Genomic DNA, 12,390 nt, shown 5'->3' with positions numbered 1-12,390 from the left:
CCATTAGCCCTCCTTTTTACTTTTCCACTCGACAAAATTTCTTAATATAAGAATAATCACTGCAATAATTACTAAGATAGAAGCTACTGCAAATGCAGCTGCATATTGATAATCATTATATAGAACCTCTACATGCAGTGGCAAAGTATTTGTCCTTCCTGCTATATGCCCTGATACTACTGATACCGCTCCAAATTCTCCCATAGCTCTTGCTGTACAAAGAATTATTCCGTATATAAGTCCCCATTTTATATTAGGTAGAGTTATTTTTCTAAAAATATAAAATCCACTTGCACCCATCATTGCTGCTGCTTCTTCTTCATCAGTTCCTTGAGTATTCATTAGTGGTATTATTTCTCTTGTTACAAATGGAAATGTTACAAACATCGTAGCCAGAACAATTCCATAAGTTGTAAAAATTATTCTTATATCATAATTTTTCAAAAAATCCCCTAATATACTTCCTCTTCCGAAGGTTAATACAAGTAATAATCCAACTACTACTGGAGAAATTGCGAAAGGCAAATCTATAAAGGTTCCAAGTAAATTTTTCCCTTTAAATTTAAACTTAGTCATTACCCATGCTGCACATAAACCAAATAGAGTGTTAAATGCTACAGAAACTATTGTAGCTACAAAAGTAAGCTTTATAGCTTTCAAAGTATAATTATCTGATACTGCTTTAATATAAACCCTCACACCTTCAGACATAGCACCTGAAATTATAGTTATTAGTGGTATTATTAACATTAGGATTAAAAATAAAATACTTATAGTTATCAGCGTGTATTTAATAATATTATTTTCTTTTTGATTTAACCTGCTTTCCATATCATCTCACCCCTTATATCAGCTTAACCTTATTTAATCTCCATTGAATTACGTTAATTGAAAATAATATTAAGAATGATATAAGCAACATTCCTAATGCTATTGCAGTCGCTCCATTATAATCATACTGTTCAAGCTTAGACATAATTAAAAGTGGGGCTATTTCTGTTTTCATAGGCATATTCCCTGCAATAAAAACCACACTTCCATATTCACCAACACCTCTTGCAAAGGCAAGTCCAAATCCAGCTAGCAGCGGTGGAAGAATTTCTGGAAATATTACTTTAAAAAATATGCTTATTTTGCTTGCTCCAAGCATTAGTGCTGCTTCTTCATATTGATTATCCAAATCTTCTAATACAGGCTGAATAGTTCGTACAACAAAAGGAATTCCTGCAAAAATAAGTGCAATTGTAATTCCAAATAATGAAAATGCTGACTTTATTCCTAATGAGTATAAATACTGTCCTATTAGTCCATTTTCAGAATATAAACTTGTAAGAGCTATACCAGCAACTGCCGTCGGTAATGCAAAGGGTAAATCAATTAAACCATCAACAAACCTTTTTAATGGGAAATCATATCTTACTAGAATCCAAGCAAGAATTATTCCAAATACACTATTTGATACTCCCGCAATCAGCGCACACATGAAACTTACCCAATATCCATGCAAAACTCTTTCTTGAAATATAATGTTAAAAAAACTCCCTATTCCAATTCCTGCTCCCTTCATAACTAGTATAGATAAAGGAATTAATACGATAAGCCCCAAATACAAAAGACTAAAACCCATAGTAATTCCAAAGCCAGGAATCACCCTTTTGCTCCTCCCCATTTCAAACACTCCAATCCTAAAAATAATTTCTATTTATTCCTTTTTACTTATTGCACGTTTCTAAGAAAAGTCCGAAGATTTTTCTTCCTAAACTGTGAACTGTAAATTGTAAACTGCCATCAACTCACAACTCATAACTCCTAACTGATTTAAGGTTTGTATATTTGATCAAAAGTCCCCCCATCAGCAAAATGTGTTGTCTGAGCTTTAGCCCATCCTCCAAACTCCTTATCCACTGTAACTAGGTTAATATCTTGAAAGTTACCTTTGTATTCTTCAGCCACTTCCTTATCTCTAGGTCTATAATAATTTTGAGCTGCGATTTCTTGACCTTCTTTACTATACAAGTAATCTAAATAAGCTTTAGCTACCTCACGCGTACCTTTCCTATCAACTACCTCATCAACAATAGCAACTGGTGGTTCAGCTAAAATGCTAAGTGAAGGTGTTATTATTTCAAACTCGTCTTTTCCAAGTTTATTAAGCGCTAAATATGCTTCATTTTCCCAAGCTATAAGTACATCCCCCATTTTTCTCTGCACAAAAGTTGTTGTTGCTGCTCTAGCACCTGAATCCAATACTTTAACATTACTGTATAATTTTGAAACAAAATCCTTTGCTGCTTCTTGATCCCCATTATTTTTGTGAGCTGCATAGGCCCATGCAGCCAAGTAATTCCATCTAGCTCCACCTGAAGTCTTTGGATTTGGTGTGATGACAGAAACATCATTTTTTATTAAATCATCCCAATCTCTTATATTCTTTGGATTTCCCTTTCTTACAAGAAAAACAATTGTAGATGTATATGGCGCACTATTTTCATTAAATTGATTTTGCCAATCTTTCTTTATAAGACCCGTTTTACTAATCTGATCAATATCATTTCCAAGTGCCAGTGTAACAATATCAGCATCTAAACCTTGACTAACTGATCTTGCCTGCGCTCCTGACCCACCATGTGATTGATCTACAGACACATCCTGCCCAGTTTTTTGTTTCCAATATTGTGAAAAACTCGCATTGAATTCAGAATAAAATTCTCTTGTAGGATCATAAGATACATTTAAAAGTTCAACCTTTGATTTCCTGTCAGCTGCATTACTTTTTGTCGATTTGTTTAAACTAACAAAAATACCAACAAATAAAATAATACAAATTACTAATATAGCCCCCTTATTTTTTTTCACAATTCCCTCTCCTTTCAATTGCTATAATTATTCTTATATGTTTAATAGGTTTTGACCGTAAAAAATATAACAGAAAAACTTAATATATAGCTTTTTCTATCAATATTGCACTGACTTCCAAATATAATTTAACTATTTAACTTATAACTATTTTAAAGTTTCTTATTGAAGCATAGATGCTCCTTTTATAGGGGCATAACTACTTTAAGTTCCGTATTGCAGCATAACTGCTCTCTTTATATATGCATAACTGAATTAAATTCCTAGTATTTTTATAAACATTATATGAAAATAACTATAATGTATATCTATGCAATTGTCAATAAATTTGTTCAAAATATATATTCAACTTATCAAATACCAACTAGTTACTTAAATTACAAATAGAAACCTCATGTTTCCATAAAATTAAGCGCATATAATATTTTCAAACTTAAACTATACTTTATATATTCATATTTGCCATTTTTTAAATATTGTTTTAAAATAAATCATGAAAATAATAACAAGGAGCATATTTAAATGATTGATTTACATATTCATACCACTTCATCAGATGGTTCTGATGAACCTAAGAAAATTCTAATTGAAGCACAAAAAGCAGGTTTAAAATATATTTCCATTACCGATCATGATTCAATTGGTGCTTATAGAAAACTTAACGATATTAACATACATGATTATTTCGATGGCGAAATTATACCTGGGTGTGAATTTTCAGTTGTACATAATGGTACACCAATTGAGGTATTGGGATATGGTATAAATTTGGAGAAAATAAATTCTCTTGGCATAGTTTCTGGAAAGAGAAAATACTTATCTTAGAAAAATCATGGAAGTATGCAGGAACCTTGGAATTAAATATAGTGAAAGTTTATCAATTAATGGAAAATATTTCGCAACACAAACAATGCATGCAGATATAAAAAAATATCCTGAAAATGAAAAATTCTTTTCTAAAGAAATATGGGATAAACTTAATGCCTTTTATAGAACTTGTGTAAATAATCCTGATAGCCCATTCTTTCTTGATCAAACTAAAAGTTATCTTACAGTTCCAGATGTGGCTGCTTTAATACATAAGGCTGGAGGTAAAGCTTTCCTTGCTCATTTATATGGATATTACACCAATAACCATGAAGAATTTCTAAATTCAATAGTTTCTTTAAATGCTCTCGATGGAATAGAATGTTACCACTCTCTCCACTCACTTGAAAAAACTAAATTTTTACTTGATTACTGTAGTTCAAATAACCTTTACTCTTCAGGAGGAAGTGATTACCATGGCAAATTAAAGCCTAATGTAAAACTAGGAGAAAGCATTTCTGGAATTAAAATTCCGAGTGATATAATTTCCAGTTGGCTTCCTAACAATTTCTTCAAACTGAGAGCTTAATTTTTTAAAACTTACCATGACAAACTAAATTTCATTATTTTATAATACTTTCATAAATAATTGTCAAAAAATTACGACCACTTATATTAAGATATTAGTATCTACATATAAGTGGTCGTAATCAATTTTCACTTTAGCTTACAGACTTTGATTTATTATTATTTTTCTAATAATTCCTCAATTAATTCTTTAACATTTTCAACACAGCCACCACAGCCAGTGCCAACATTAGTAACTTCTTGTACTTCCTCAAAAGATTTTGCCCCATTTTTTATGGCATCTTTTAAATCTTGTACCGAAACATTCATACATGAACATATTATCTCATGGTTATCCATTTTATTCTCTCCTTAAACTTTGAAATTTTTTAAGAATTTGCAATGTCATAACTGAGACTTTTATAAACCTTGATTTTCAGGCATAAATGTAGCACAATCTGTTTCTTGAGTATCATGTGCATTTTTTGGCTGTACCTCTATTTGTTGTGCAGTACAATGATCTCCTGACATATAATAGTGACATGTGTTAACAACACATTTGATTCCTGTATTAGGTGAACTCATTTTTTCTGGTTTCATAATTTTTTCCTCCTAAAATTATAATTTATTTAACAATAATAGTATTGTTAAAATAGCTTTTATTATACTGGTAACTTTAGGAGTAATTAATTACTTAATTATATTTTTCTTCAAGTGATTCTAATAATTTAATATACTTGTCTTGAACTCCGTTTTTTGACATATCTTCTTCAAAAGCTTCACATTCCATATTAACTTTATTTAAGGTATCACTGCAAAGTTCTCTCTTTGCAAAAGGATATGCAACATTATCTTCTTTATCTATATGTCTATTTAGCAGATTAGCATATCCTATAGCTGAAGCTATTACATCAAGTTTTGCATCAGCATCACCTAGCTTAACCTTTGTAAGTGCCTCTTCAAGCTCTTTGATATGGAATCTACCCAAATCATGTTCTACAAGCATTCCGAATTTTACTAACTTTTCAGCTGGTCCACCAATTTCTTCAACCATTCTATTAAACAGGAGTTTTTCTTCCTTACCATGATGGTGATTATCAGCATAATTTCTTACAAAATCTATTATTCTTTCAAAATCAGCATAATCAATTTCTTTTCCATTCATAATACCAAGACACGCTTTTCTAATTACTAGCAACATTCTCTTTATATTTTTATGCTCTTCAATCATTAAGTTAATTCCATCCATTAAAATCACTCCTATTTACTTATTTTATTTATCCCGCCTTCTGCTCTAGTATATTTATATCCTGTAGCACTTGCACTTAAAAATCCATTAATCCAAGCCTCTCTGAAATCATGATAATTATTTATATCTCCTCCTACTGCATCCCAAAAACGCTTGTGAAGATCCATTGTTGTTTCCCATGTAATTGCTGTTTCGCTATTTTCAATGATATCATTCACCCTATCACAAGGCATCCCTTCAAGCATAAAATCAAATATTAAATTAAATAGTTCTTGAGGAGTAGCTTCATTAATTCCTATTTCTTTCATTGCAGCGATTCCATTCTGAGAGAATATATAAGTAATCTCTTCCTTTGTAACTATATTTTCTTTTAATAACTCAGTTACAACGTATGCCAATCTGCTTTCTACACTTGTAATTCTTTCTTGAAGCCAACCATGAATATTAGTATGCTCAATTTCATCTTCTAATGAACCTGTTATTGGTGCTCCGTATTTTGCATAACTATCATTTATTAATGCTACACTATTATAACCATTCTTATTTGCTAATTCAGCTATATTAACTACTAATGCCTCATGTAATTTTATTTTATCATATAACCAATAATGTATTTTTCCTAAAAATGCGCTCATATTTTTTTCCTCCTAAATCTAAATGGCTTAATGTATTGTAATTAAGTCATTATTCTTTTTTTATTAATTTCTTTAATGTGCAAAACACTATAAATTTATTCATTTGTTTTTGACGATTTTTTGACGAATTCATTTTTTCTCATATATATAATTAGTATTATGCTTCCTGTATGATGTAATAATACTATAATTATCATTTATTTTATGTATCATATGTTACAATCATTAATTTTTACAATATTCTAATATTTTCTCTTCTTCACCTTTAAATATTTCCGCTAACTATAATATTACTTCTTGTTCACCTTCTGGAAGATCTCTTATTGTATTTTTGATTTTATCTATAGTCATATTCTTCATAAAATAAAATTACCACCTTAGTGTTATTGTGGAATATTATATTATATAAAACTAAAATAATCCATAGTATAAATATTGGGAATTTACTAATACTATAATTGCTAATCTTTTATAGCTTGGCAGGTTGCCAAAAGACAGCGAATTAATTAATAATTTACTGTCTTTTGTTCTTTTTTCTAGAATACCTATATAATACTAGTAACCAAACATTATTAGTTCATGTATATACTTAAAGGACTCATATTTTATGTATGATTCCTATTTTTTTATTAATTCATAATTTCAATAACTCTATATACCGAGAACTCTTCTTCTCTACAATATATTTATTAACATAAACGACATTTTCTCCATGTTATTTTAATCCTCTATGTGCATTAACAAAAAAGTTCATGTTACATTTCGTTTTTATGATATATGTCCATTAAAATAAAAGCAACAAGGATTTCAAATACTTGCTGCTTTTATTTTTTCATTCATTGGTATTAAGGAATGTTATTTAATTTTAATGCCATACTAAATATGAAAGGTGGCTTTGAAATGAAAATATTCAAAACTCTATTCTTATTTCTCATTATAATTATAGTGACTATCATGTCACTATCTTATACTAAGATACATGCTAATTCACAGGTTATTCCAAAAAAACAAATTAAAACTGCTGTATTATTATTTACTTTTGATGATCCTTATATTTCTTTAGTTCGTAAAGGACTAGAAGAAATTCAAAATAAAAACACTAGTAGTGTCAATTTTACATTTTATGATGGTAAAAGAAATCAAGAGATACAAAATACTCTTTTAGATTCTGTTCTTCAAAGTGATTATGATCTATTGTTATTAAACTTAGTCAGTTTAGATCAAGGTACAATTGAATCAGTTATCTACAAAGCAAAGCAAAAAAATATTCCAATAATCTTATTTAATACAGTACCATTTGAAATAAGTCCTATTAAATCTTATAATAAAGCTCTAGTCATATCGACTGATGCTATTCAATCAGGTATTTTACAAGGTAATCTTGTTATAAATAAATGGAATTCAAGCAAAAATGATATTGATAGGAATGGAGATAATATATTGCAATATATTATGCTAACTGGTCCAGAGAATATTACAGTGACAATTGCAAGAAGTTTATATTCTATTTCAACCATTAATCAATCTGGAATAAAAACTCAAGAAATTCTATCCAAGACTTGTAATTGGGATGAAAAATGTGCAGAAGATTCCATTAAACTGCTATTTTTAAGCTATGGAAAAAATATAGAAGCGATAATTTCAAATAATGATGCTATGGCCATAGGTGCTATTAATGCATTACAATCATATGGCTACAATAAAGGAGATAACTCAACATATATTCCTGTTTTCGGGATTGACGGAATACCAGAAGCTATAGATTTAATTGATAGAGGAATTATGTCAGGTACTGTATCACAAGATCCAAATCAAACAGCTGAAGCTCTTTATGTTGTAGGAATGAATTTAGCTAATAATTTAAACCCGCTTCAAGGTACAAATTATAAATTTGATGAAACTGGGGTTACAATTAATATGCCTTATCATGAATATATACCACGTAAACAGTAATCAAATATTATATCAATAATAGAGTTATGGCTGACACTTTTATTCAAAATACTTAAAACTAAGTTAATACCACCCGTAACCGGTGGTATTCTAAATACAACAAAAGGCACCACACTTCAATTGATATGTGATGCCTATGTTACTAAAATTACGTATTAAAAAATGCAAATTCATTTTCTTAAATAATCAAGGAGAGACTTTTCAATCCCTCCCCTTTTTCTACTTGTCTACTTTGTTAAGTAAATTATTATACTCATTCAAAGCTTTATCAAGTTCCTGACTTGCTGTGACAACTTCTTGATCTATCAGAGTTGGTTTTTCGTTGATTAAATCTAACAAAGCTTGTCTCATTTCACAAATCTTTTGATTGATTACTTTCACTTTCTCCATTATATCCCTCCTTTCGCTACTTCATCATAGCAAAAAAAGAAATACAGTTTATATTGTAATTATTAACAATTTATTGCATAAAAAAGACACCCATATTTCTATAAATGTCTTAAATATTTTATAAAAGGGTTTGAGAATTTATTAGATGTTACAGTTTTTCTTCTTTTCCCAATTACTATTCTATCTCATTTTAACAATGTGCAAAATCCATTATGTGATACTTTGCATTCCTCCTCTGATTCTCTATTCCATTCATTATTACAGTTATGCATTCACTTATTAATTTATTGCAAAAACATTTATGATCTTCTCCATTATACTCGGCAATACATTCCAATACAAGAACTTCTGTTCGTTTTTTCTTATATTGTTAGTTTAACTTCAAACTTAGTATAGAATTCATATAATGTTATGTACCGCAACGAATAAATTCTATGAATTATAGAAAGTCTATAACTATACCTTTTAATAAAGTTAAAGCTTATGGAGGACTAAAATGAAAATATTTAAAGAAATTTCACTATTTATTGTAACTTTTATATTACTATTGCATAGTATTGAAAATAGTTCATATGCAAGCCCAAACATTCCTACTCAAAAAACAATTAAGGTCGGAGTCTTCTTAGTTGATCTTAGTAATGTATTTAATTCTGATTTAAAAAAGAGCTTAGGAGAACTTCAAAAAGAAAGTGGAGATAAGATCCAATTCACTATTTTTGATGGAAAAGCAAATCAATCTGTTCAAAATGCAGATATTTCTAAAGAACTTAACTCAGGTTTTGATGTTTTTGTGGTAGCTCCTATCAGTTCCAATGAATACGAAGTCAGAGATGCTCTTAATAAAATAATTACAACGAAACACCCATTAATTTTATTTTTCCCTACTACATCTTCATTAACAAACATTGTTAAATCTTATCCTGCATCTGTTATTATAGTTGGTGACACTGAACAAGGTGGAAATTTAGAAGGTGAACTCCTAGCTGATGAATGGAAGTCTCATAAGAACACTTTAGATAAAAATAAAGATAATACAATTCAATATATCATGTTAAAAGGTCCATCCAACAATCTCTTAACACTTGACAGAAGTAAATATCCTATTAGTGCACTTAATAATGCTGGAATAAAAACTGAGGAGCTTTTCTCAACTTTTTGTAATTGGCAAAGAGATTGTGCAAAGACAGCAATTGAGTCAGAGTTCTTGACTTTTAATGGTAAAATCGAGGCAATAATTTCTAATAATGATAATATGGCCATAGGTGCAATTGAAGCACTTCAAAAGTATGGATTCAACAAAGGTGCCAGTTCAAAATATATTCCTGTTGTTGGGCTTGGTGGTGCACCTGAAGCCAAGAAATTAATTGATCAAGGTTTTATGACAGGTACTGTTGTTCAAGACTCTAAACTTCATGCAAAGGCAATTTATGATGTAGCAATAAATCTAGCATCTGGAAGAAGTCCTATTGATGACACTGATTATAAATTCGACGAAACAGGCATTACAATTAAAATACCTTATTATAATTATGCTAAATAATTGTAATATTTAAAAATATTATTTTTCATAAGTTCATACTTTAATGAACTTATTTTTTATTTTATTCTACGCACAATTCACATAAAGTGTACTTTGTATATATTTCTTTATTTTCAAATAATAAAAATATGTTTTTGTTATATTTTAAAATCTTAGATGTTGAAAGGCGAATAATGAAATACTAAAGAAAGCTACTGAAAAAATAAAAGTTCTATTATTTTAGAATATTATTAAAAATTTTTTATATGAAAATTAACCTTTATATTCATGATATGGTAATCTAACTGCTACATCAGTATCATCAAATGAATATGGTATCCCATCAAGTGGTTTTTTCTCCAAAACAAGATTCATTCCCATTTTATATATTACTTCAGCCATAATATGCGGATCCTGAATAACAGAACCTGTCATGATTTTTTCCTGAATTAACTTTCTGGCTTCTGGCGTAGCATCAACTCCTACTACTGGAATAGTAATCGTTTTATCGCCTTTATTATATCCATTTTTCTGTAAGGTTTCGATAGCACCTATTGCCATTTCATCATTATTTGAAATTACTGCTTCTATTCTATTTCCAAATAGTAAATATATTTCTTCCATGGCCCTTCTTGCATTTTCTCTATTCCAATCACATACCTTAATAGCAAGTTCCTGAATTTCGATTCCAGCACTTTTAATTGTAGAAACAGAATATCTTGTTCTTTCAATTGCCTCAATATTACCTTCTTCCCCCATCAACATTACATATTGAAGCACATTATCACCATTTCTATCCATATTCTTATTTGAATTCCATTCATCTATTATAATTTTTCCTTGCATTTTCCCAGCTTCAGCTGCATTTGTTCCTACAAAATACGCTTTGCTATATGATTTAATTGCATTTATATCGACTGGCTCTCTATTAAATAAAATAACAGGTAAATTCTTAGCCTTAATTTTATTAATAGCCTCCATTGTTGTATTAGTATCTACTAAATTTAAAAATATGAGATCAGCATTTCCCCCTTTAAGTACTATGTCAAGTTCATCATCCTGTTCTTTCTGATTATTTTTTCCATCATAAAATGAAAACTCAACTTGTCCTTGATTATTTTTTTGTATTTCTTCAAAATTTTCACGAACTAAAGAAATATATGTGTCCTTGAAATTATATAAAAATACCGCTATTTTAACTGGTTTTTCTCTAAATAAAACTCCTTCTGCCTTTACTTTAATATTAATAAATCCTACTATCATGGAAATAATGAAAAATACAATTGTAAAGATTGATAATAATCTTTTTGATATCTTCAATAAAAATCCCTACTTTCATATAACATAATAGTAGTATTATCATAAGATAATAGAAATATTTATTTGATTTGATATAAAAATTTTTTTAATTTCTCTTTAATTTTAAAATCAGCAAAACTTGCTTTGATAGCATTTAAATAAATATGTTTATAATCTTCACTGCTAATATTAAATTCCTTTGATATTATCTCAAATTCTTTTTTCATGTTAGTATTAGAAACGCTTCTGTTATCTGTGTTTACTGTTACCTTAATTCCATCTTTATGGAAATTATATATTGGATGCTCACTAAAGTTTTTAACTGCTTTGGTTTGTACATTACTTGTTGGACACATTTCTAATACAATATTTTTATCCTTTACTATTTTATAAGCTTCCATATGATCTTTTATAAAGACGCCGTGTCCTATTCTTTCTGCTCCCAATAGTTCTACTGCATCTAATACATTTTTACCTATTCCAGTTTCACCTGCATGGATTGTAACTTTATATCCGTACTTTCGTGCTAAACTTATAGGCTCAATAAATTTTTCACAAAAACCCTCTTCTTCATTTGCACATAGATCTACAGCTACTACACCTTTGCCTAAAAACTTTTTTCCCTTTTCAATTACTTCCCTTGCAATATCGTCTGACATATTTCTCATACAAGACAATATTAAGTTTCCATTTATCTCATATTTTTCTTCTGCCTCATGAATTCCTTCTAAAACACTTTGAATTATCTCTTCAATTTCCAACCCATTCACTGTATGAAGAACTGGTGCAAACCTAACTTCCATGTATTTTACATTTTCCTTTGCTGCATCTTCAAAAAGTTCAAAAGTCACCCTTCTTAAACTTTCCTTTGATTGCATTACCATATTAGGAATCATAAAAGCCTTCAAATATTCATTAAGAGATGGACATTCAAGAGGAACAATTACTAGCTTCTTAATTTCATTTATATAAAAAGATGGAATATCAATGTTTTCTTCCTTCGCTATAGCTATTATTGTTTCTGGTCTAAGACTACCATCTAGATGACAATGTAAATCAATTTTTGGTAAATCAAAAAATTTCATAGTATTCTCCTTTTTGTATATTTATTTATA

At 29.2% G+C, this 12,390-nt stretch carries 14 protein-coding genes; 4 read left to right on the top strand and 10 right to left on the bottom strand.

Annotation, left to right across the window (positions count from 1 at the left end; genetic code table 11):
- Positions 1 to 3: 3 nt before the first annotated feature.
- The 3 genes from cysW to L3B98_RS07515 form a co-directional block, all read right to left on the bottom strand.
- Positions 4 to 831: a sulfate ABC transporter permease subunit CysW gene (cysW, locus tag L3B98_RS07525; RefSeq protein ID WP_015393052.1), complete on the bottom strand. Its 828-nt coding sequence runs from the start codon at positions 829 to 831 to the stop codon at positions 4 to 6.
- A gap of 13 nt (positions 832 to 844) precedes the next feature.
- A complete protein-coding gene (gene cysT, locus L3B98_RS07520; protein WP_238916153.1) occupies positions 845 to 1,669 on the bottom strand; it encodes a sulfate ABC transporter permease subunit CysT in 825 nt (274 codons plus the stop codon).
- Between the two features lie 149 nt (positions 1,670 to 1,818).
- On the bottom strand, positions 1,819 to 2,856 hold the full coding sequence (locus L3B98_RS07515) for a sulfate ABC transporter substrate-binding protein (RefSeq protein ID WP_343073647.1): 1,038 nt from the start codon (positions 2,854 to 2,856) through the stop codon (positions 1,819 to 1,821).
- Positions 2,857 to 3,378: 522 nt separating this feature from the next.
- Between L3B98_RS07515 and L3B98_RS07510 the strand changes: the two genes are divergently transcribed.
- Positions 3,379 to 3,681, top strand: a complete 303-nt coding sequence (locus L3B98_RS07510; protein ID WP_238916152.1) for a PHP domain-containing protein — start codon at positions 3,379 to 3,381, stop codon at positions 3,679 to 3,681.
- A gap of 7 nt (positions 3,682 to 3,688) precedes the next feature.
- Positions 3,689 to 4,252 carry a hypothetical protein gene (locus tag L3B98_RS07505; protein ID WP_238916151.1) on the top strand — a complete coding sequence of 188 codons (564 nt, stop codon included), beginning with the start codon at positions 3,689 to 3,691 and terminating at the stop codon, positions 4,250 to 4,252.
- Between the two features lie 158 nt (positions 4,253 to 4,410).
- On the opposite strand, the gene L3B98_RS07500 is transcribed toward L3B98_RS07505, so the two are convergent.
- The 4 genes from L3B98_RS07500 to L3B98_RS07485 form a co-directional block, all read right to left on the bottom strand.
- Entirely contained in the window at positions 4,411 to 4,590 is a 180-nt protein-coding gene (locus L3B98_RS07500; protein ID WP_238916150.1) for a (2Fe-2S)-binding protein, read from the bottom strand.
- 60 nt (positions 4,591 to 4,650) lie between these two features.
- Entirely contained in the window at positions 4,651 to 4,830 is a 180-nt protein-coding gene (locus tag L3B98_RS07495) for a DUF1540 domain-containing protein (protein ID WP_015393047.1), read from the bottom strand.
- A gap of 94 nt (positions 4,831 to 4,924) precedes the next feature.
- Positions 4,925 to 5,479, bottom strand: a complete 555-nt coding sequence (locus L3B98_RS07490; protein ID WP_015393046.1) for a hemerythrin domain-containing protein — start codon at positions 5,477 to 5,479, stop codon at positions 4,925 to 4,927.
- A gap of 11 nt (positions 5,480 to 5,490) precedes the next feature.
- Positions 5,491 to 6,114 (bottom strand): hypothetical protein, encoded by a 624-nt coding sequence (locus tag L3B98_RS07485; RefSeq protein WP_238916149.1) that lies wholly within the window; start codon positions 6,112 to 6,114, stop codon positions 5,491 to 5,493.
- A 900-nt stretch (positions 6,115 to 7,014) separates the two neighbouring features.
- Here L3B98_RS07485 and L3B98_RS07480 point away from each other — a divergent pair.
- Positions 7,015 to 8,067: a galactose ABC transporter substrate-binding protein gene (locus L3B98_RS07480; protein WP_077363111.1), complete on the top strand. Its 1,053-nt coding sequence runs from the start codon at positions 7,015 to 7,017 to the stop codon at positions 8,065 to 8,067.
- A 219-nt stretch (positions 8,068 to 8,286) separates the two neighbouring features.
- On the opposite strand, the gene L3B98_RS07475 is transcribed toward L3B98_RS07480, so the two are convergent.
- Positions 8,287 to 8,457 (bottom strand): aspartyl-phosphate phosphatase Spo0E family protein, encoded by a 171-nt coding sequence (locus tag L3B98_RS07475; protein WP_015393043.1) that lies wholly within the window; start codon positions 8,455 to 8,457, stop codon positions 8,287 to 8,289.
- 496 nt (positions 8,458 to 8,953) lie between these two features.
- Between L3B98_RS07475 and L3B98_RS07470 the strand changes: the two genes are divergently transcribed.
- Complete coding sequence (locus L3B98_RS07470; protein WP_238916148.1) at positions 8,954 to 9,997, top strand: galactose ABC transporter substrate-binding protein; 1,044 nt, start codon at positions 8,954 to 8,956, stop codon at positions 9,995 to 9,997.
- Between the two features lie 252 nt (positions 9,998 to 10,249).
- On the opposite strand, the gene L3B98_RS07465 is transcribed toward L3B98_RS07470, so the two are convergent.
- Both L3B98_RS07465 and add read right to left on the bottom strand, forming a co-directional pair.
- Positions 10,250 to 11,296 (bottom strand): galactose ABC transporter substrate-binding protein, encoded by a 1,047-nt coding sequence (locus tag L3B98_RS07465; protein WP_238916147.1) that lies wholly within the window; start codon positions 11,294 to 11,296, stop codon positions 10,250 to 10,252.
- Positions 11,297 to 11,355: 59 nt separating this feature from the next.
- On the bottom strand, positions 11,356 to 12,360 hold the full coding sequence (add, locus tag L3B98_RS07460) for an adenosine deaminase (RefSeq protein ID WP_238916146.1): 1,005 nt from the start codon (positions 12,358 to 12,360) through the stop codon (positions 11,356 to 11,358).
- Positions 12,361 to 12,390: the final 30 nt, after the last annotated feature.

Source organism: Clostridium sp. YIM B02555, assembly GCF_022320955.1.
GTDB classification, from domain to species: domain Bacteria; phylum Bacillota; class Clostridia; order Clostridiales; family Clostridiaceae; genus Clostridium; species Clostridium saccharoperbutylacetonicum.
This window is presented reverse-complemented; position numbering and strand designations above follow the sequence as displayed.